We start from the raw sequence: 21,348 nt of genomic DNA, 5'->3' as shown, positions 1-21,348 counted from the left end.
GGGCGTGCGTCTGTCAGGAAACCGGCAGAGGCACAGCCCGGCGTTTTTGTTCGGGCACTGCGATTGACAGCACAACTTCGGCAGCGCGCTCGGCGGGCTTGAGGCCTTCCTCATCGCCCAGACGCTCGCGCATCTCGCTGAGTGCGGCCAGCATTTCGCGGCGCTGCGGGGTATCGCGCATCAATGGCAGCAGGGCTGCAGCAAGAGTTTGCGGTTCGCACTCATCCTGCAGATATTCGGGAATGACCTTGCGCCCCAACACCAGATTGGCCAGCACAATACTTTCCACCTTCGCCAGACGACGAATAATAAAGGCTGCAAGCCTTTCGATACGATAGCCGATGACCGTTGGCACACGGGCCAGACCCAGCTCCAGCGATACGGTGCCTGACGCGGCCAACGCTGCATCAGCCGCATCAAACGCTGCGAACTTTTCTGCCTGATCTTCAACCAGAATGAGCGGCAGGCTGTCTCCCGCCAGCTTTTCGCGCACCAGCATTGAAACATTGGGCACGGTCGGCAGCACCACCACCAGTTCGGGCAGGTCACGGCGCAGGCGGCGGGCGGTATCCATGAAAATATCAATCAGCCCCTTTACCTCGTTGGGGCGACTACCAGGCAGCAACGCCAGCACCGGCGTATCCGCTGCAATGTTGTGGCGCGTGCGGAAAGCATCGCCCCCTCCCAGCGTGACGCGCTCAAGCACCGGGTGGCCAACAAACGTGCACGCGAGCGTTGAACGTTGCGCATAAAATGCCGGCTCAAACGGCAACAGCGCAAGCACGTGGGTGAGATAGGTCGCCATTTTGGCCGCGCGGCCCTGACGCCAGGCCCATACCTGCGGTGACACATAGTTGATGATGGGAATGTGGGGCGCGCGTTTGGCAATGCGCCTGGCCACTGAATGGGTAAAGTCTGGAGAATCAATGATGACCACCACATGCGGGTCCATCGCGTGCGCAAAACGCACAGTTTGCTGGATACGCCGATAGATCAGCGGCAGGCGCGGTACCACTTCCCGCAACCCCATGACCGCGATGTCAGACATGGGCACCTGACTTTCCAGTCCCTGCTCTTCCATACGGGTGCCGCCAACCCCAATGAACTCTATTGGCCCTTGATGCGACTGGCGCAGGCTCCCCATAAGCTCCGCACCCAGAATATCGCCCGATGGCTCACCGGCAATGAGCATCACCCGCAGGGTAGCAGGCTGTGAAACCGGCAAATTACTCATCTGCGGGGCCTTGTTTTTCAAACGCGAAAACAAACATGCCGTGGGTGTCCGCCAGCCGGGTCACTTCCTCACGGTCAAAGACGATGGCACCGCCTGCTTCAATGGCGATGCCCGCCAGACCGGCCGCTGCGGCGAGCGTCACCGTCTGCGCGCCCATCATCGGCAAATCAACACGCCGGTCCTGCGAGGGTTTTGGAAGTTTGACGAGCACGCCGCGCCGCATCTGCGGTGTGCCGCGCACATTTTCAGGCAACAGGGCTGTGCGTTTCAGCATTTCGTCCGTGCCTTCGGCGGCCTCCACCGCGAGCACCAGTCCGTTGCACACAACAGCACCCTGCCCTACGTCCAGGTCGTCAAGCGCGTGTACCACCTGCTTGCCCAGATCAATGTCATCCAGGGCTCTATCGTCGGGCGACACAGCGCCGATGGGTCCGGACGGAGCGACAAGATCACTCAACACATCTTCGGCCCCGACAACGGCAAAGCCCTGATCTTCCATCCAGCGCACAAAGAACGACAGCAGCGCATCATCGCCTTTGCGCGCGGCGTTAAGCACACGCGGCAACAGCTTGGTGCCGGTCCAGTCGAGCTTCAGCTTTGTGAAGTCAGGTCGCCTGACCGGGCCGATGATGCACACATCCTCACATTCAGCCTTGCGTAAAAGCTCAAGTGCCGTGCCGATGGCCCCCAGTCGTGACCAGCCGTGGTCATATGCTTCAATGTCTGGCCGCGCCTCGCCCTCAATGCCGACCACAAACACAGGGCGTCCCATGGCAACACAGGCTTCTGCAAGTTTGAGCGGAACAGGGCCGGAGCCTGCGATAATACCTAGTTTGCGCATGAGAAAGCGGGTGCCTTGAGAGGAAACCAGATCCGCCTAGTCATCAACATCGGCATGGTTGCCGTTGCCATCCGGACGCGGAGTTACGAGCTTGCGCTTGGTGTCGGCGCGAATGAAGGCGACGATATCCATGACAAGCTGGTGATCGGCAAACTCGTCTGCCACATCCGCCACCCGCTCCTGCAAGGTACCTTCCTCCGCAAACAGCAGCCGGTAGGCACGGCGCAGCGTATGTATCTGGTCGCGGGAAAAACCGCGGCGCTTGAGGCCGACAATATTGAGCCCCTTGAGCACGGCGCGGTTGCCCAGCACGGAGCCGTAGGGAATGACGTCTTTTTCCACGCCCGACATACCGCCGATGATGGCGTGCTTGCCTATGCGCACAAACTGATGCGCAGCCGTGAGGCCCGACATGAAAGCATAATCGCCAACAGTACAGTGTCCGCCCAGGGTGGCGTTGTTGGCGAAAATCACATTGTCGCCAACGATGCAGTCATGCGCCACATGAACGCCCGCCATGAAAAGGCCGCCATTGCCGATACGGGTAATTGCACCGCCATGCTCCGTACCCGGATTGATGGTCACACCTTCGCGGATCACATTGTCCTTGCCTATGATGAGTTCGGTTTTTTCGCCGGAGAACTTTTTGTCCTGCGGTACATGGCCGATAGAGGCAAAGGGAAAAATATGCGTCTGCGCACCGATGGTCGTCCAGCCGTCCACCACCACGTGGCTGTGCAGAACCACACCGTCGCCGAGCACCACCTTCGGGCCGACGACACTATAGGGTCCGATTTGCACGTCACTGCCAAGCGTTGCGCCATCCGCAACAACAGCAGTCGGGTGGATAGCCATCAGGAGGCTCCTTTGGAGGCCGTTGCCTTGTTGATTTTTGGCGGCTGGGTGCCCTGCGCATCGTCACGATCGGCAATCATCGCGCTGAACTCTGCTTCGGCCACGAGTGTGCCATCGACAATGCCTTTTCCGGTGTATTTCCACACCGGGCCGCGCGAGCGCAGCAGGCTTACATGCAGCTCCAACACGTCACCGGGCACCACGGGCTTGCGAAACCGCGCGCCGTCGATGGTCATGAAATAGACCGTTTTGGTGTCGGCTACAGTGCCCATGTTGTTCATGACGGTCGCACCCGCCGTCTGTGCCATGGCTTCGACAATGAGCACGCCGGGCATCACCGGCATACCGGGAAAGTGACCCTGAAAATGCGGCTCGTTGACCGTCACGTTCTTGATGCCAACCGACGACTTGTCGCCATCAATATTGATGATCCGGTCAATCAGCAGCATGGGATAGCGGTGTGGCAGCAGTTCCATCACACGCATGATGTCTGCGGTGGTCATGCCAGGGGCGGGTGTGGTGTCGGCCATGGGCGTCTCTTTCAGCACTGTTCGTATCGTCGTTTTTTCTCGAATCCTGTGGAAGGCAGTCTAGCTGGTTTTCTTCTTTTTGCGCTTGGCGAGGATGGCAACAGCGGCCAGTTCGCGGCGCCATTGCGCCATGGGGCGCGCCGGGGTGCCACCATATTGTGCGCCACCTGCAAGGCTGCTCGGCACACCTGTGCGCGCGGCCAGCATGGCTCCGTCGCCAATTTCCAGATGCCCGCCGATGCCGACCTGCCCGCCCGCGACCACAAAGTCGCCCAGCTTTGCAGAGCCTGAAATGCCAACCTGCGAGACGATGACACAGCCGCGCCCCAGAACCACGTTGTGCGCAAGCTGCACCTGATTGTCGATCTTGCTGCCTGCGCCGATCACCGTGTCAGGCCCGCTGCCGCGATCAATGGTGGTGTTGGCGCCAATCTCCACATCATCCTGAACAATAACGCGGCCAAGCTGCGGGATTTTGCGGTGGCCTTCTGCGGTCATGGCAAAGCCAAAGCCGTCCTGCCCCAGCCGCGCGCCGGGGTGGATAATCACCCGGTCGCCGATGAGCGCATGGGAGAGTGTAACGCTGGAGGCGATAACGCAGTTGCGCCCGATCATGACGCCCGGCTCAATCACCGTATTGGCACCGATGGATGTATCGCCGCCGATCTCGACATTGGCCCCGATGACCGCGCCGGGGCCAATACTGACGCCGTCTGCGAGTTGGGCTGTTGCATCAATGTGAGCCGCTGCGTGAATGCCGTTGCTGCCCGCAGGGCGGCCACCCACGGCTGACGGATAGAACATTCCGGCGGCTGCCGAATAGGCCACATAGGGCGTTTCCGTTACGAGCAGAGCCGCGCCTTCAGGTGCAAGCTCCACTGCACCCGGGGCAATAATAATCGCCCCGGCGGCACTGGCTGACAGGGCATCTTTGTATTTGGGATTTTCAAAAAAACTTACCTGTGCAGGTGTCGCCGCATCCAGCGGGGCAACATCCACATAGGCCGCAGACCCGTCGCCGCCCTGCGGCGTGGCACCTATTGCGTCAGCTATCTGTGCAAGGGTAAAGGGCCCTGCCCTGTCAAAGAAACGCTCATCCGCCATCGGTATTGCTGCCTGACTTGCACATTCACAGTGAAACCACCGCCGTGCAAAAACGCCTTATCTGGGCCGCTCAACTTTGAGCGATGACATGCGCCCGTCGAGCCGCGAAATAACTTCAGCGGTTACGTCATAATCAACGCCACCCACAAGCACCGAGCCGGTTGACAGGATCATGTTCGCGCCACGCTCAAGCAGTATCTCCTGCATGATCTCATTGAGAACCGCGTTGACCTTGCGTCGGGCATCGGCGGCAGCCTGCTGGATTGTCGTACGCTCAAGCTGATAAAAGCTGGCCTTCCCGGCTCTCTCTGCCTGGATGATCTCCCAATCGCTGCGCATCTGCTGTTCATTTCGGCCCTCAGCATTTCGCATCAGTGCGTCCTGACGCGCGTCGAGCGCTTCGATTTCCTTTGCCTCGCGACCGGAAACCTCAGTCAGCATGGCCTCGAGCTGACTGCGGATGTTCTTGCCGACGGCGGATTGAACAAAGACCGTTTCCAGGTCAAGGAACAGGGCGCGCGCAGGGGGAACCTGCGCATTGGCTGAACTTCCAAAGACGGATACCAGAATCGCAACCACAAGCGTGGCCAAGGCTATCCGCAAAGATGACGTCAACGGCATGTTATTCTCATTCATAATTAGAAACTTGTGCCGGCGCTGAACCGGAAGAACTGTTCTTTGTCGTAGTCCTGCTTGATGAAGGCTTGCGCAAGGTCAACCCGAACCGGGCCGAAAGGCGATTCCCAGAAAACGCTAAAGCCGCCTGATGCACGGAATGCCAGATCGTCCTGAATGTTTGTTGTCGTGAGAGTATTGCCCACAACAATGAACTGATCATCGTCATCGTTAAGGCCGACCACACCGAAGTCGGAGAAGAAGGCACCCTTCACGCCCAGTTCTTCGGGCAGGAACAGCGGAACCGTGACCTGCGCCGTACCGATGGCAAAGGCATTGGCGCCCAGTGCATCGTCAGTGGTCAGGTCACGCGGGCCAACACCGGAAGGTTCAAAGCCGCGGAAGCTAGAGCCACCCTTGAAGAACCGGTTGTTCAGCCTCACTTCCTCGCCATTATAGCCAAACACATAGCCCGCATCGAGGCGGAACGACGCGATGAAGTCGTCTGCAATGCCGTAATAGGTCGCAAATCCGGTTTCTGATGCCAGATAGGTGACGTCGCCGATGGGGGTGCCCAGACTCTGGTCGAAGAAGAATGAAAAACCACCGGTGGGTTCTTCGGGATCATTTCGTCCGTCGTAGGAGTATGTGTAGCCCACAAGATGCGAGTCGGCGACGCCCTCGGATGCTCGCACAGCGAGCGACGCCAGCGTCGATACGTCCCTGATTTCTTCGCGCACATAGCTGGTGCGCAGTTGCAGCGAAGAATACTCGCTGAGCGGGAACCCGAAGCGCACGCCGCCGCCGGTCTGGCGGAAGTCGAAGCCGGATTCGTCCTGGAAGTCGCTTTCGGTGCCGAAAAGGTCAATGCCGGCACTCAGGTTGCGGCCCATGAAGTATGGTTCGGTAAAGCGCAGATCAAGCGACTGGCGATCACCCGACACCGACAGGCGCAGACGCAGGAACTGGCCGCGACCCAGAAGGTTGCGTTCGATGATGGCAAGGTCGCCAATGGGGCCTGAGTCAGATGAAAAGCCCGCGCCGATAGACAGCTCGCCGGTGGATTGTTCCTGAACATCCACGTTGATGATCGTCAGATCTTCCTGGGTGCCCGGCTCCTCGCTGATTTCCACATTGGCAAACAGGCCCAGCGAGCGGATACGGTCGCGCGAGCGTGACAGCAGCACACGGTTGAAGGCATCGCCTTCCGCCAGCCGCATTTCGCGGCGGATCACACGATCAATCGTGCGCACATTGCCATTGATGTTGATGCGCTCAACGTAAACACGCGGGCCTTCGTCAATGCTGAACGTGATGTTGATCTCGCGGGCTTCACGGTCGCGGCGCACGCGCGGGCGCACATCCGCAAAGGCATAGCCTTCAGTACCGGCAGCGAATGTCAGCGCGTCAACCGCATCATCAATGCGCGAGGCGTCGTAGTCATCGCCGTCTTCAATTTCAATCAGACCACGGAGCATTTCGGTGTCAAGACGCTCAAGCTCGGTTTGAACATCAATTTCGCCGAACGTGTAAAGCTCGCCTTCTTCGACGGTGAAGGTGATGAAAAACTCGCTACCGTCCGGCGCCATTTCGGCGACCGATGACAGCACGCGAAAGTCAGCATACCCGTTTACGAGGTAAAACCGGCGCAACAGTTCTCGGTCAAAGGTCAGGCGGTCCGGGTCGTAGTTGTCGTTGGTGGACAAAAACTTCCACCAGGCGCTTTCAGAGGTTGCGATCTCGCCACGCAGGTCGCCGTCGGAATAGGCCTTGTTGCCAACAAACTTGATGCTGGCGACACCCGTTTCGGGGCCTTCGGAAATCTCGTAGGCGAGGTCAACGCGGTTTTGCGGGAGCTGGATGATCTTGGGTTCGATGGCAGCGGCGAAGTTACCCTTGCGGCGGTAAAGTTCGATGATGCGGTTGAGGTCGCTTTGCACACGGGCACGGGTATAGACCACGCGCGGCTTGAGCTCGGTTTCAGCCGACAGGTCATCATCGTCAATGCGGAAGTTACCTTCAAAGGCCACGCGGTTGATGATGGGGTTTTCAACCACCGTTACCGTCAGGCCATTGCCGGCTTGGCGGATGGACACGTCAGCGAACAGGCCGGTGGCAAACAGGGTCTTGAGGCTGTCATCCACCTCACGGGCGGTGACGGTGCTGCCTTCACGGATGGTCATGTAGGAGCGGACAGTCTCCGGCTCCACGCGCTGATTGCCATCAACGCTGATTGTCTCAATGAACTGGCCGGTTTGCTCAAGCGCCGGTTCAACAGAGGCTTGTTGTTGTGCGGTCGCAGGCAGTGAAAAAACAACGCCCAGCACGGCGCCTGCCAGAGCACTCAATACATGGTGTGGTGTCTTGAAAATCAATGGTCCCGCCCCGTTGCCCGTCGGTTTAGTGCTCTGGAAAAACATCAACATCAGGAAAATACCGAGCCGATATACTCCACCACGCGCAAATGAACCAAATCATTCCACGTTGCAAAAAGCATCAGTGACATAACGGCTGCCAGCCCGATGCGGAAGCCATATTCCTGCGCCCGTTCGCTCAACGGCTTACCGCGCACCCATTCAGCCGCATAATACAGCAGATGACCGCCATCCAGCATAGGGATCGGAAACAGGTTTAACAGGCCGATCGAGACCGACAGAATGGCCGCCAGGTTGAGCAGCGCCACAAAACCGATGGTCGCGACCTGGCCGGACACCTGCGCAATGCGCAGCGGCCCGCCAAGTTGATCCGCGTCCTGGCGACCCACGATGATGTCACCCAGATAGCTCATGGTGGTGGTGATGATGAAGCCGGTTTCCTCCACCCCCTTCCACACGGCTGCGGCCGGGTTGTAACGCACTGTTGTCATGTCGCCTTCGGCATTGGTGCGTGACAGACCAATAAGGCCGATGCGCTGCACGTTGCCGAACGGGTCGGTTACTTCCTGGAGTTGCGGCACCACTTCCAGCAGCACCAGCGCACCGTCGCGCTCAACGGTGAACTCCAGCACCCGCTCCGGGCTGGTGGAGACGATGCGCTGCATCTCATTGAAACTCTGGATGTCGTCGCCGTCGATGGCCACCACCAGGTCGCCGGGGGCAAAGCCCGCAGCTTCCGCCGCGCCGCCTGCGGTTACGCCATCCACACGTGGCGTGGTGACGCTTTGGCCGATGACGGAATACATGAAGGCAAAGATGACAATCGCCAGAATGAAATTGGCGACAGGGCCTGCGGCCACAACCGCCGCGCGGGCGTGCAGCGGCTTGAACTGGAAACAATCCTTGCGCAGCTCCGGTGGCAGCTTCTCCGCTGCTTCACGGTCGGGTGTGCTGGCAGCATTTTCGTCGCCCAGAAACTTGACGTAGCCGCCCAGTGGCAGCCAGCCGACTTTCCAGCGGGTTCCGTTCTTGTCGGTCCAGCCCACAATCTCGCGGCCAAAGCCGATGGAGAATTGTTCAACGATCACGCCGAACCAGCGCGCAACCAAAAAGTGCCCCATCTCGTGGATGAATACCACGAGGGACAAAACGAAGATGAAGGGTATGGCGTACCCGAAAAGGCCGGACAGAAAATCCATCTAGACGGTACCCATCCCCGTTTTTGCGTGCCCCTTTTCGGGTGCTTACGCCTTGAACCTAACGGTGCGTGCGCACCAATTCACCTAACGGTGCGTGCGCACCAATTCCGCCGCGATCGACCGACCTTCGCGGTCCAGCCCCAGCACTTCAGCCAGTGTGGCGGGCGCTGCGGCCAGGCCGCGCGCAACACCGCGCGACATTGTCTCCTCGACAATTGCGGCAATGTCGAGAAACCCAATGTCTCCGGCCAAAAATGCGGCAACCCCCACTTCGTTCGCCGCATTGAGAAGTGTAGGTGCCGCCCCCCCTGTTTGCAAGGCAGCCAGCGCCAGTCGCAGGGCGGGAAACCGTTCCAAATCAGGGGCTTCGAAGGTGAGTTGGGCAATTTCAGCAAGGTTCAGGCGCGGCGACGGTGCGGCCATCCGTTGGGGCCACGCCATGGTATGGGCTATGGGTGTGCGCATATCCGGCGATCCAAGCTGCGCGAGCACGGATCCATCGCTGTAGGCGACCATGGAATGAATGACCGACTGGGGGTGGACAATCACGTCTAACTGGCTGATTTCCACGCCAAACAGGTAAAACGCCTCGATGACCTCAAGGCCCTTGTTCATCATTGTGGCGGAATCAACCGAGATTTTCGCCCCCATATCCCAGTTGGGGTGGGCGACAGCCTGCGCGGGGGTGGCGGCGCGCATCGCGTCCATGTCCCAGGTGCGAAACGGGCCGCCTGAGGCGGTGAGAATAATTTTCTCAATCTGGTCGCGGTTGTGGGTTTCGAGCACCTGAAAAATGGCATTGTGCTCAGAATCAACCGGCAGCAGTGTTGCGCCCGCCTTCGTCACAGCGTCCAGAAACACGGTGCCAGCACTTACCAGGCACTCCTTGTTGGCCAGCGCAACACACGCACCGCGCCGGGCGGCGGTTAGTGTCGGCTCAAGGCCCGCCGCGCCCACAATGGCGGCCATCACAAAATCGGTGTCGCGGTCAGCGGCCTCATTCAGTGCCTTCGGGCCTGCGGCGGCTTCAGTGTCGGTGCCCGCCAGCGCGTCCTTGAGGGCATTGTACTGTGCCGGGTCGGCAACCACCGCATGACGCGCACCAAACTCGCGCGCCTGGCTGGCCAGCAACTCAACGTTTGAATTGGCGGTCAGCGTATCCACCACAAAGCGCTGGCGGTCACGGGCCACAAGGTCAAGCGTGGATTGGCCTACAGAGCCGGTAGAGCCAAGCACACAAATGCTGCGTGGTGTTTCTTGTGCTGGCGTCATGACACAAATGCTCCAAGACCAATGCCCTGCCCTTCGTCAGCCAGCACGCCGATCAGCGCGACCATGGCGGCGGCAACGGCAGCGAACAAAAGCCCGTCCACCCGGTCCAGCACACCGCCGTGTCCGGGAATGAGAGCGCCGGAATCCTTTACGTCCGCGTAGCGCTTGAGGCGTGACTCGGCAATGTCGCCGACCTGCGCGATCACCGCCATGATGCCGCTGAGGAAGGCCAGCAGCCAGAATGCGTTGAGATCAAGAATGAGCGACGTGGCCCCGCCCGCAATTGCGGCACCCGCCATGCCGCCCAACAGGCCGGACCATGTCTTGGCCGGCGATACGCGCGGTGCCAGCTTCGGGCCGCCAACTGTGCGGCCCACGCCAAACGCCATAATGTCCGTTGCCCAGACAACCGCCAGCAGCCAGTACAGCGTCAACATTCCCCAGTCACCGCCTTCGCGCAGCCAGACAATCGCGATACACGGCAGCAGAATGTAGGGGAAGCCCATCATAGGCCAGCGTTTGTCCTGACCCCGAAAAATGACCACGCCGAAGGCAATGGCAAAGCCAATCACCGCAGCACCCAGTGCCAGCAAAGGCGTACCCGCGCCCGCCAGACCAACGGCGATGATTGCTGTGATGGCGTGAATGACATAGTCCGCATTCAGATGACTGCCGCGCACGAGGCGCGCCCACTCATAGGTCATCAGTACGGCGGCCAGCATGATGAGTGCTGTAAACGCCCAGCCGCCCAGATACACCAGATAAATGACGCCAGGTGCCAGCACTGCGGCAGATGCAATACGCATCCAGAGTTCGTTGCCGCGCGGCGGGTGCGGCGGCACAGTGTTGGTGCTGCCTGCCTCACCTGCGTCCGCGCCACCGGAGGAATGGTTGTCAGACGCCACTATGACTGCGGTTCCCCTGTCACCGTCGGTTCAGGCGCACGCGCACCAAAGCGGCGTTCGCGGCAGGCATATTCGTCAAGCGCCTGCCCCAGCACATCGTCGGTGAAGTCCGGCCACAACGTATCCACAAACACAAGCTCGGCATAGGCCGCCTGCCAGATCAGGAAGTTCGACAGGCGCTTGTCGCCGCTGGTGCGGATAATCATATCCGGGTCCGGCAGATCGTGGGTTTCAAGCTCACCTGCAACCATCTCAGGCGTAATGTCGTCGGGCGTGATGTCGCCGCGTGCCACCGCCTGCGCGATGCGCTTTGCGGCATGGGTTATTTCAGTCTGACCACCATAGTTGAAGGCGATCGTGAGGTTCAGGCCGTCATTGGCACGGGTCAGTTCCTCGGCATCGGCAATCATCCGCACAATGTCGTCGGCAAGTCCTTCGCGGGTGCCAATGATCCGAATACGGACATTATTTTTGTGCAGGTCGGCCAGATCCTTGCGGATGTAGAGCCGCAGCAGACCCATCAGGTCGGCCACCTCTTCGGGAGGGCGGCGCCAGTTCTCGGTGGAAAACCCATACAGCGTCAGATAGCGGATGCGGCGGTCCCCGACAGCCCGGACGATACGTCGAACCGTTTCAACGCCCTGCCGGTGGCCAACTTTGCGCGGCAGGTGCCGTTTTGCAGCCCACCGGCCATTGCCGTCCATGATGATCGCCAGATGTTGCGGCAGCTTGCTGGTTTCGACACCAGGCTCAATGCGGGCCACGGCATCGCCCGCCGACGCCTGAGCGGCAGCCGAGGTGACAACAGGAAATTGTGCGTCAGCGTGTTTCATGGGCATTACAGTATCATTCAAGCCTTGCCCGCAGGTTACCCTCAATACTCAGGCGGCCGACGGGGCGCAGGGCTGTCAGACCTGCATGATCTCCGCTTCCTTGGTGGCCAGAGCCGCATCCACATCAGCGACGGCCTTGTCGGTGAGACCCTGGACCTTTTCAGATAGCTTCTTGTGGTCGTCCTGGCCTATGTCGCCAGCTTTTTCGGCTTTTTTAAGGTGGTCCATCGCATCGCGTCGCACATTGCGGATCGCCACGCGGGCGGTTTCGGCATATTTGCCTGCCACCTTGGTGAGTTCCACGCGACGTTCTTCGTTGAGTTCGGGAATGCCGACACGCACAAGCTGGCCATCTGCCACCGGGTTAACGCCCAGCCCCGCATCGCGAATGCTCTTTTCAACGGGTCCAACCATCGACTTGTCCCACACCTGCACGGTGATCAGGCGCGGTTCGGGCACAGACACCGTCCCGACCTGATTGAGCGGCATTTTCTGGCCATAGGCATCCACCATCACCGGGTCCAGCAGCGATGCCGATGCACGTCCGGTACGCAGACCACCAAACTCGTGCTTCAGGCTGTCGAGCGCACCATGCATCCGATGCTCAATGTCTTTCAGGTCAACACCTGATCCGTCGTCGGCCATTTTGGTCTTCTCCTTTAGCGCACGCCGGGAGGGGCACCTGCCCGCCTACGCCGCTTCATCTTCTACTATGGTCGCGCGGCCTTCACCGCACAGTACACGGACGAATTCGCCGGTCTCGTGAATGTTGAACACCACGATGGGTATGGAGCTGTCGCGGCACAGGCTGATGGCGGAGGCGTCCATGACCTGCAGGTCATCTGCCAGCACCTGCAAATAGCCCAGTCGCTCATAGCGGGTGGCGGTCGGGTCCAGTTTGGGGTCGGCTGTGTAAACGCCATCCACCTGCGTCCCTTTCATCAGGGCATCGCAGCCCATTTCAGAGGCGCGCAAGGCAGCCGCAGTGTCGGTGGTAAAAAACGGGTTGCCGGTGCCGGCCGCAAAAATAACGACGCGGCCTTTTTCCATGTGGCGTACGGCGCGGCGGCGAATATACGGCTCGCAGACGGTGGTCATGGGAATGGCGGAGAGCACCCGCGTCGGCACACCCTGCTGTTCAAGCCCGTTCTGCACAGCGAGCGCATTCATGACGGTGGCAAGCATACCCATATAGTCGGCGCTGGCGCGGTCCATGCCTTCAGCGGCCCCCTTGAGGCCGCGAAAAATGTTACCGCCGCCGATCACGAGGCATACTTCAACGCCTGCCGCCAGAGCGTCTTTCACTTCCCCGGCAATGCGCTGCACCACGTTGAGGTCAATGCCGTAGGCCTCCTCGCCCATAAGCGCCTCGCCTGACACCTTGAGGAGGACACGCTTGTAGTGAGGTTTCGACATAAGGTGGTGGCTCCGGTGGACGGAAAATCGGCCGACAAGCACTGCCTGCTTCACATAGCAACGCGCCGCCGACTCAGGCAAGTCGACGGCGCGTCATAGTGTACGATGCGCGGCTCTGTTTCCAGAGTTTCCAGAGCCGCAACACGTCTAAAAACCGTCAGGAACCAACCGCTGCAGCCACTTCGGCGGCAAAATCAGATGTTTCCTTCTGGATGCCTTCGCCCAGTTCATAGCGCCGGAACGCCTTGAGCGTGATCGGCGCACCAACATCGCCTTCGGCGTTTTTGATGGCTTTTTCGACGGTCACGTCCGGATCAATGACGAAAGCCTGTTTGGACAGCACGACTTCCTCATAAAACTTGCGGATGCGACCTTCCACCATCTTGCCGATGATCTCTTCGGGCTTGCCGCTTTCGCGTGCCTCGGCGGAGAGCACTTCGCGCTCTTTTTCCACCACGGCCGGGTCAAGTTCCGCTTCGGTTGCCGCCAGAGGACTTGTGGCTGCCACATGCATGGCAATCTGGCGGCCAAGCTCTGCAAGTTTGCCCGCGTCGCCGGTTGACTCAAGCGCTACCAGAACGCCGATCTTGCCAAGGCCGGGGGCCACCTGGTTGTGCACGTAAGCCGCGACAGCGCCGGCGCTCACTTCCAGCGCCTCGCTGCGGCGCAGGGTCATGTTTTCACCAATGGTGCCGACCATTTCAGTGACATGCGCCTCAACAGACTTGCCAGCGCCCGGGAAGTCAGCCGCCTTGAGCGCTTCAAAGTCACCGCCGGTTGACGCGGCAACCTCGGCAATCCGCGACACCATTTTCTGGAAGGTTTCGTTGCGGGCCACGAAGTCAGTTTCAGAGTTGACCTCAACAACCACGCCACGGGTGCCGTCAACGGCTACGGCCACAAGGCCTTCAGCCGCCACACGGCCCGCCTTCTTGGCGGCCTTTGACAAGCCCTTGGTGCGCAGCCAGTCAACGGCGGCTTCCATGTCACCGTCGTTCTCCGTGAGTGCTGTCTTGCAATCCATCATGCCCGCGCCGGTTGTCTCGCGGAGCTCTTTCACCATGCCGGCAGTAATGTTGGCCACTTGAAGATCCTCTTTGGTCGTCTTGTCGTGAATGGGGTGGGACAGCGGGCGGCCTCATCTGCAAGACCGCCCTGCTGCATCAACGCATCATGCGTGTGGCAGAGGGCTAGGCCGTCTCTGCCGGTGCTGCTTCTGCCGCGCCTTCGGCTTCAGCAGGAATGTCTGCTTCGGGCAGCACTTCAGCAATCGGTTCGGCTGCTTCGCCCGGATCAAATGCGGCACCACCCTGGCTGCGCGAAATACCGTCCAGCACGGCGCGCGAGGCAAGGTCACAGTAAAGCGAGATGGCGCGCGAGGCGTCATCATTGCCGGGGATCGGGTAAGTGATGCCTGACGGGTCCGAGTTGGAGTCCAGCACCGCGATCACCGGAATGCCGAGCTTGGCGGCTTCCTGAATGGCGATCTGTTCCTTGTTGGTATCAACCACGAAAATCAGATTGGGTACGCCGCCCATGTCGCGGATACCGCCGATGGCCTGCTCCAGCTTGTCGCGGTTGCGGGTCAGCACCAGACGCTCTTTCTTGGTCAGGCGCAGGCTTTCGTCGGACAGCTTTTCATCATATTCGCGCAGCTTCTTGATGGAGGCCGACACGGTCTTCCAGTTGGTGAGCGTGCCGCCGAGCCAGCGGTAGTTGATGTAGTACTGAGCGCAGCGGCGGGCTGATTCAGCAACCGGGTTGGACGCCTGGCGCTTGGTGCCGACGAACAGAATACGTCCGCCACCGGCTGCCACGTCGCTGAGCGCAACAAGCGCCTGATGCAAAAGCGGCACCGTCTGGGCCAGGTCAATGATGTGGATGTTGTCGCGGACGCCGAAGATGAACTGGCCCATTTTCGGGTTCCAGCGGTGACTTTGGTGTCCAAAATGTACGCCTGCTTCAAGCAGTTGGCGCATAGAAAATTCTGGCAGGGCCATGTGCCTTGCTCCTTTTGTTTTCCGGTTCAGCCTCTGCGGGGGATGTAGAGCGGCAGACAAAAAGCCTGAACCGCACCGGATGGACTGGCAGGAATGTGTGCAAAAGCGCCAAAAACTGCGCCTGTGCGGACCCCGACACCCCGTCCCTCGCATGTGGAATGTGTGGCGGTATAAGGGGTTAGGAGATGCAGCGCAAGGGGGCGCACCGGCGGGCCTTGCCTGGTATCGCGCTGATTGGCACCGCACGCCATTTTTGTTTACACTGTGAACAGTTTCAAAAAGAAACAAAACTGTTCCCGGAGGGCGCGTAATGGAGCAATTCAGGACCACCTGTAGCCTGTGCGAAGCCTCGTGCGGCGCGGTTATGACCGTCGATGACGGCAAAATAGTGAAGGTCACCGCAGATCGGGAGGACGCCCTTTCAGGCGGTTTCATCTGCGCCAAGGGGGCAGCCATTCCCCAGCTTGAAGCAGACCCTGACCGGGTACGCACGCCGCTGCTGCGTAAAAACGGCGAGCTTCAGGCAGCCACGTGGGAGGAGGCTTTTGCCTTCATCGACAAGCGGCTGAGCGCCATCATAAACGAACACGGCCGCCAGGCGGCGGGCATCTATGTGGGCAATGCCCTGGCCCACAACCTGACCATGGTGATGTATTTTGAGGAGCTGGTGAAGGCACTTGGCTCCACCAACTTCTTTACGGCCGGCAGCCTTGACCAGAATCCACGCCAGGTTGTGTCCGGTCTTTTGTTTGGCGACGAGTTTTCGCTCAACGTGCCAGACATCGACCGTAGCCAGCTGTTGTGGGTGATGGGGGCCAACCCGGCTGAATCAAACGGCAGCATGATTGTTGCCCCTGGTTTTATCGGCCGTATGCAGAAGCTGCGCGACCGTGGCGGGCGGGTTGTTGTGTTTGATCCGCGCCGGACACTGACAGCAGAACGGGCCAGCGAACATATTGCCATCCGACCATCGGGGGACGCGGCCTTTCTGGCGGCGGTGGCGCACACCCTGCTCAAGCTGGGGCCACCGCATACCACCGCCTTGTCGTTGCTGGATGATATTGAGCAGATCGCCATGTGGCTTGAACCATTTGCCCCCGAGCATGTGGCGCAGGCGTGCGACATAGATGCCGACACGATCGTCCGGCTGGCAACCGAGCTGCGCGATACGTCGGCGGCCGCCGTTTACGGGCGCATCGGCACGACGACGCAGGCGTTCTCCTCCCTCACCTGCTGGCTGATCGACATGGTCAATATTCTGGCCGGCAATCTGGATGCTGTCGGCGGGTCGATGTTTGCAAAGCCACTTCTTGCTCAGCCCAATACCATCGGGCCTGGTGGCATTGGCGCGGGCTTTACCGTTGGCAAGTGGACATCGCGGGTGCGCGGCGCACCAGAGATTGTCCGGCAGTTGCCAATGGCCTGCATGGCAGAGGAACTGGAGACACCCGGCGACGGGCAGGTGCGGGCGCTGATTACGCTCGCGGGCAACCCGATCATTTCAAGCCCGGATACGCAGCGCATGGAAGCAGCGATAGACGGGCTTGAGCTGCTTGTATCACTCGACATCTATCAGAATGAAACATCGTCCAAAGCCGATGTCATTCTGCCGTCGCCGCCGCGACTGGCGAAGGCAAATTACGACGCTTTCTTCTATCGGTTTGCCGTGCGCAATTACGGGCGGTACACCCAACAAGTTCGTCCGCTTGGGGACAATGAGCGCAGTGACCGCGAGGTGTTGCTGCGGCTGATGGCCATTGTGCAGGGGCATGGCTGGGACGCCGACATTGATGCGTTGGATGCGGCTGAGCTTTACGCCTCGGTCAAGCAGATGACGCAGGTGCCCAACAGCGCCATTGAAGGCCGCGACCCTGACGAGATCATGGACATGCTGCGCGACCTGGAGCCGATGGAGCGCAAGATGGATTTTGGTGTGCGCATCGGCCCTTTCGGGGATGGCTTTGGCGCGCGCGACGGCATCACGCTGCAAACACTCAAAGACACCCCCCAAGGCGTGGACTGCGGACCAATGGTGCCGCGCCTGCCGGAAGTGTTGCGCACACAATCGGGGCGCATTGAAGCAGCGCACGCAATTTTTGGCACTGAGCTGGCGCGGCTGGCAGACTGGCTGCACAAACCCCGCGCGCGCCATGTGCTGATCGGGCGGCGGCAACTGCGCTCCAACAATTCGTGGTTTCATAACCTTGCAGGGCTGGCGCACCCGACCCGCGAATGTACCATTCATATGAATGCGGCAGATGCACGCGAGCTTGGTGTGCGCGGTGGCGAGCAGGTGGCCGTATCTGCCGGGCGCAACACGATCACCCTTCCGGTTGAAACAACCGACAAGATTGCACCGGGTGTTGTGTCCATTCCCCACGGGTGGGGCCACGCCTCCCTGAAAGGCAAAATGAATGTGGCGGCGGCCAATCCGGGTGTGAACGTCAACACCATTGTGGACTACGAGGAACTGGACCCGCTGAGCGGCAACGCACGGCTGAACGGTATGCCCGTGACGCTTGCAAAAGCGTAGGCGCGCACAAAACGTTTGCTACAGATCCTCGTTATAAGTCCTCGACGTGGACCACGCCGTCGATGGCCTTGAGCGCGCCACGCGCCTGCGGGGTGACATCGAAGCGGCCGGGGAGTGTTATCTCCACTTCCTTCCTGCCCGCATCAGCATCGACGATGAGGCTCAACTGCCCCCTGCCCTTCGGCGGCAGGCAGGCCTGAATGCTGGCAAGGGCGGCGGCATCATCAATAAACAGGCGCAGGCCATTCGAGGTTTCCGACGCAACTTTATCTATCGGCTGAACGGTGGCGATCTTGAGTTTGATGTCGTCGCCGTCCACTTCGGCCTCGACGCCCACAACCACCGACATGTTGGGCTCCAGATAGTCGCGGGAGGTGGCCAGCGTGTCGGAAAAAATCACCGCTTCAAACTCGCCGGTGCCGTCTGACAGACCCAGAAAGGCAAACGCATTGCCGCTCTTGGCGCGGCGCTCCTGCTTGTAGGCCACAGTGCCGGCCAGCCGTGCGGCGCGGGCACCGCCCGCCTGAACGGCTTCCACGAACTGCGCATAGGTTTTGATGCGAGCGTGGCGCAGGGCATCGCGGTAATCATCCAGCGGGTGGCCGGACAGGTAAAAGCCTACCGCTTCCATTTCGTGACGCAGGCGCTCCATGGGTGCCCAGTCGCGTCGGTCACCAAGGCGCAGGTCCGGGGCAACGGCGGGGCCATCACCAAACAGGCTCGACTGGTTGCTTTCACGTTCAGTCTCGGAGCGGACCATTTCGGACATCATCCTGTCGGCTGCGCCGTGCAAGCGGGCGCGGTTTTTATCCAGACTGTCGAACGCGCCGGCGCAGGCGAGATTTTCAATCGCGCGCTTGTTGACGTATTTGGGCGATACGCGCGATGCAAAATCCGCCAGTGTCTTGAACGGGCCATTGCGCGCGCGTTCTTCTTCCAGGTGACGCATGGCTTGCTTGCCGACATTGCGCACGGCGGCCAGCGCGTAGGCGATGCCGCCATCGGTCACCGTGAACTCGGCACCGGACAGATTGACGTTGGGCGCATGGACGGGGATGTCCAGCCGTTGCGCCTCACGGCGGAACGCATTGAGTTTGTCCGTATTGCCCATATCGAGGTTCATGGAGGCGGCAAGAAACTCAACCGGGTGGTTGGCCTTGAGCCACGCGGTCTGATAGGCGACCAGCGCGTAGGCGGCAGCATGGCTCTTGTTGAAGCCGTAGCCTGCAAACTTGGCCACCTGCTCAAAAATGCCCGCCGCCTGTTTGCCGTCCACATTGTTGGCCTGCGCGCCTTCCACGAAGCGGGCTTTCTGCTTGTCCATTTCGGACTGGATTTTTTTGCCCATGGCGCGACGCAGAAGGTCAGCATCGCCCAGCGAGAAGCCTGACAGCACCTGGGCAATCTGCATCACCTGCTCCTGATAGATCATGATGCCGTAGGTTTCGGTCAGGATCGGCTCAAGGCTTGGGTGCAGATAGTCGGGGTCTTCGTCGCCCTTTTTGACGGCGAGGTATTTGGGAATGTTGTCCATCGGGCCGGGGCGGTAGAGCGCCACAAGGGCGATGATGTCCTCGAACCTGTCCGGCTTCATTTTGCGCAGGATGTCACGCATACCTGAGCTTTCAAGCTGGAACACGCCCACAGTCTCGCCGCGCGACAGCATGTCGTAGGTGGGTTTGTCGTCCAGCGGCAGGGCGGCAATGTCCACGTCCACGCCGCGCGCCTTCAAAAAGCCCAGCGCACGCTCAATGACCGTAAGTGTCTTGAGGCCAAGAAAGTCAAACTTCACCAGCCCCGCAGGCTCCACCCATTTCATGTTGAACTGGGTGACCGGCATGTCGGAGCGCGGGTCGCGGTAGAGCGGCACAAGCTCCTGCAACGGGCGGTCGCCGATGACGACACCGGCGGCGTGGGTAGAGGCGTGGCGGTAAAGGCCTTCGAGCTTCAGCGACATGCCGATCAGCCGGTCCACCACCTCTTCGGAGCGGCGTGCCTCCTGCAGCTTGGGTTCGCCGTCAATGGCCTGACCAAGCGTCACCGGGCTGGCCGGATTGTTGGGCACGAGTTTACACAGGCGGTCCACATGGCCATAGGACATTTGCAGCACGCGCCCGACATCGCGCAGCACGGCACGGGCCTGCAACTTACCAAAGGTGATGATCTGGGCGACGCGGTCGCGGCCGTATTTGTCCTGCACATAGGAAATGACTTCGTCGCGCCGGTCCTGGCAGAAGTCGATGTCGAAGTCAGGCATCGACACGCGTTCGGGATTCAAAAACCGTTCGAACAGCAGGCCGAAGCGCAGCGGATCAAGGTCGGTGATGGTCAGCGCCCACGCCACCACGGAGCCTGCACCGGAGCCACGGCCCGGCCCCACGGGAATGCCCTGCTTCTTTGCCCACTGGATGAAGTCGGCCACGATGAGGAAGTAGCCGGGGAACCCCATGTTTTTGATCACATCAAGCTCGAAATCGAGGCGCTTCCAGTAGTCTTCTTCCGGCGCAAATGTACCAAGCGCTGCAATGCGGGCGCGCAGGCCTTCTTCGGCCTGGCGGCGCAGTTCCAGCGCTTCGCCGTCCACCCCATCCAGCCCTTCAAAGCGCGGCAGGATGGGGTCAATGATGCGCGGGCGGTAGGCGCAGCGCTGGGCAATTTCCACCGTTGAGGCCAGTGCTTCGGGCAGGTCCGCAAAAAGGGCGGCCATTTCAGCGGCAGACTTGAAACGGTGCTCAGGGGTGAGCCGACGGCGGTCTTCCTGCATGACATAGGCACCGTCGGCGACGCACAACAAAGCGTCGTGGGCTTCGTAGTCGTCGGCATCAAAGAAGTAGGCTTCGTTGGTGGCGACCAGCGGCAGGTTCCTGGTGTAGGCGATGTCGATCAGCACAGGCTCCGCCTGCGCTTCATGGGCCATGCCGTGGCGCTGCAGCTCAACATAGAGCCGGTTGTGGAAGGCTTTGGCGAGCTGGTCCACCAGGGCTGCGGCAGCCTCCGGCTGTCCTGCCACGGCAAGCCGGTTAACGGGGCCGTTGGGGCCGCCGGTGAGGCAGATCAACCCTTCTGCGTGGGCCACCAGATCATCAAGAGAAATATGCGGTTGCTCGGTGCCGTCGGTGGCCAGATAGGCCTTTGACGTGAGCGCCATCAGGTTGAGGTACCCCGCCTCATCCTTGGCGAGCAAGGCGAGGGTCGGGTCGGGCACCTGTGCGCCGCCACGTTTTGGCTCGGTTTCCATATCCAGCGCCAGCGTGCAGCCGATGATGGGCTGAATGCCGACGCCGGACATTTTTTCGGCAAACTCAAGGGCGCCAAACAGATTGCCGGTGTCAGTGACGGCGACCGCAGGCATCGCCATATCCACACAGCGGGTGGCAAGGTCGGGGATGCGGATTGCGCCTTCCAGCAGCGAATAGGCTGTGTGGACGCGCAGGTGGATAAAGCCGGGCTGGCTCATGTCGGCTGCGGTTGACGAAGTGGCTGGCGACTCAGTGTTCATGACTCAGCTTAACGCTCTTGTGGCCGCGCCTAAGCCCTGCGGGGTGGTTATCCCCAGACTTTTTGGTGCCTCTAGCCAGCGGCCTGAGCCACTGCGGTGAGGGCAAAGCCGCTCCACATGACGGCACCCAGTACCAG

Annotated in this window: 17 protein-coding genes; 1 reads left to right on the top strand and 16 read right to left on the bottom strand. The window is 60.4% G+C overall.

Annotated features, from left to right (window positions below; all coding sequences use genetic code 11):
* Window positions 1-13: 13 nt before the first annotated feature.
* From lpxB to rpsB, 15 genes are all read right to left on the bottom strand, one after another.
* Entirely contained in the window at window positions 14-1,234 is a 1,221-nt protein-coding gene (gene lpxB, locus RIB87_RS00780; protein WP_350142467.1) for a lipid-A-disaccharide synthase, read from the bottom strand.
* A complete protein-coding gene (locus tag RIB87_RS00775) occupies window positions 1,227-2,075 on the bottom strand; it encodes an LpxI family protein (RefSeq protein WP_350142465.1) in 849 nt (282 codons plus the stop codon). Before RIB87_RS00775 ends, lpxB begins: the two co-directional genes overlap by 8 nt.
* A 36-nt stretch (window positions 2,076-2,111) precedes the next feature.
* Complete coding sequence (lpxA, locus tag RIB87_RS00770; protein ID WP_350142463.1) at window positions 2,112-2,930, bottom strand: acyl-ACP--UDP-N-acetylglucosamine O-acyltransferase; 819 nt, start codon at window positions 2,928-2,930, stop codon at window positions 2,112-2,114.
* The gene (fabZ, locus tag RIB87_RS00765) at window positions 2,930-3,460 is read right to left on the bottom strand and encodes a 3-hydroxyacyl-ACP dehydratase FabZ (RefSeq protein ID WP_350142461.1); all 531 of its coding nucleotides are present in this window, start codon (window positions 3,458-3,460) and stop codon (window positions 2,930-2,932) included. Before fabZ ends, lpxA begins: the two co-directional genes overlap by 1 nt.
* A gap of 60 nt (window positions 3,461-3,520) precedes the next feature.
* Complete coding sequence (lpxD, locus tag RIB87_RS00760) at window positions 3,521-4,564, bottom strand: UDP-3-O-(3-hydroxymyristoyl)glucosamine N-acyltransferase (RefSeq protein ID WP_350142459.1); 1,044 nt, start codon at window positions 4,562-4,564, stop codon at window positions 3,521-3,523.
* 57 nt (window positions 4,565-4,621) lie between these two features.
* Entirely contained in the window at window positions 4,622-5,185 is a 564-nt protein-coding gene (locus RIB87_RS00755; protein WP_350142457.1) for an OmpH/Skp family outer membrane protein, read from the bottom strand.
* Window positions 5,186-5,202: 17 nt separating this feature from the next.
* Window positions 5,203-7,605, bottom strand: coding sequence for an outer membrane protein assembly factor BamA (gene bamA, locus RIB87_RS00750; protein WP_350142455.1), 2,403 nt, complete (start codon window positions 7,603-7,605; stop codon window positions 5,203-5,205).
* A complete protein-coding gene (gene rseP / locus RIB87_RS00745) occupies window positions 7,605-8,753 on the bottom strand; it encodes an RIP metalloprotease RseP (protein ID WP_350142453.1) in 1,149 nt (382 codons plus the stop codon). Before rseP ends, bamA begins: the two co-directional genes overlap by 1 nt.
* Window positions 8,754-8,837: 84 nt before the next feature.
* Window positions 8,838-10,025, bottom strand: a complete 1,188-nt coding sequence (locus tag RIB87_RS00740) for a 1-deoxy-D-xylulose-5-phosphate reductoisomerase (RefSeq protein ID WP_350142451.1) — start codon at window positions 10,023-10,025, stop codon at window positions 8,838-8,840.
* Window positions 10,022-10,930, bottom strand: a complete 909-nt coding sequence (locus tag RIB87_RS00735) for a phosphatidate cytidylyltransferase (RefSeq protein ID WP_350142449.1) — start codon at window positions 10,928-10,930, stop codon at window positions 10,022-10,024. The genes RIB87_RS00740 and RIB87_RS00735 overlap by 4 nt, the downstream gene beginning before the upstream one ends.
* Window positions 10,930-11,763 (bottom strand): isoprenyl transferase, encoded by an 834-nt coding sequence (locus RIB87_RS00730; protein WP_502943188.1) that lies wholly within the window; start codon window positions 11,761-11,763, stop codon window positions 10,930-10,932. Before RIB87_RS00730 ends, RIB87_RS00735 begins: the two co-directional genes overlap by 1 nt.
* Before the next feature lie 75 nt (window positions 11,764-11,838).
* Window positions 11,839-12,408: a ribosome recycling factor gene (gene frr, locus RIB87_RS00725; RefSeq protein ID WP_350142445.1), complete on the bottom strand. Its 570-nt coding sequence runs from the start codon at window positions 12,406-12,408 to the stop codon at window positions 11,839-11,841.
* Between the two features lie 45 nt (window positions 12,409-12,453).
* Window positions 12,454-13,179 carry a UMP kinase gene (gene pyrH / locus RIB87_RS00720; RefSeq protein WP_350142443.1) on the bottom strand — a complete coding sequence of 242 codons (726 nt, stop codon included), beginning with the start codon at window positions 13,177-13,179 and terminating at the stop codon, window positions 12,454-12,456.
* 157 nt (window positions 13,180-13,336) lie between these two features.
* Complete coding sequence (tsf, locus tag RIB87_RS00715) at window positions 13,337-14,263, bottom strand: translation elongation factor Ts (protein ID WP_350142441.1); 927 nt, start codon at window positions 14,261-14,263, stop codon at window positions 13,337-13,339.
* Window positions 14,264-14,369: 106 nt separating this feature from the next.
* Window positions 14,370-15,179, bottom strand: coding sequence for a 30S ribosomal protein S2 (gene rpsB / locus RIB87_RS00710; protein WP_502943185.1), 810 nt, complete (start codon window positions 15,177-15,179; stop codon window positions 14,370-14,372).
* Window positions 15,180-15,489: 310 nt separating this feature from the next.
* On the opposite strand from rpsB, the gene RIB87_RS00705 reads away from it, so the two are divergent.
* Window positions 15,490-17,712 (top strand): molybdopterin-dependent oxidoreductase, encoded by a 2,223-nt coding sequence (locus RIB87_RS00705; protein ID WP_350142439.1) that lies wholly within the window; start codon window positions 15,490-15,492, stop codon window positions 17,710-17,712.
* A gap of 31 nt (window positions 17,713-17,743) precedes the next feature.
* Here the strand turns inward: RIB87_RS00705 and dnaE are convergent, their stop codons facing one another.
* Window positions 17,744-21,169, bottom strand: coding sequence for a DNA polymerase III subunit alpha (gene dnaE, locus RIB87_RS00700; protein WP_350142557.1), 3,426 nt, complete (start codon window positions 21,167-21,169; stop codon window positions 17,744-17,746).
* Between the last annotated feature and the right edge of the window lie 179 nt (window positions 21,170-21,348).

The sequence above is a fragment of the Pyruvatibacter sp. genome, from assembly GCF_040219635.1.
In the GTDB taxonomy this organism is placed as follows: domain Bacteria; phylum Pseudomonadota; class Alphaproteobacteria; order CGMCC-115125; family CGMCC-115125; genus Pyruvatibacter.
This window is presented reverse-complemented; position numbering and strand designations above follow the sequence as displayed.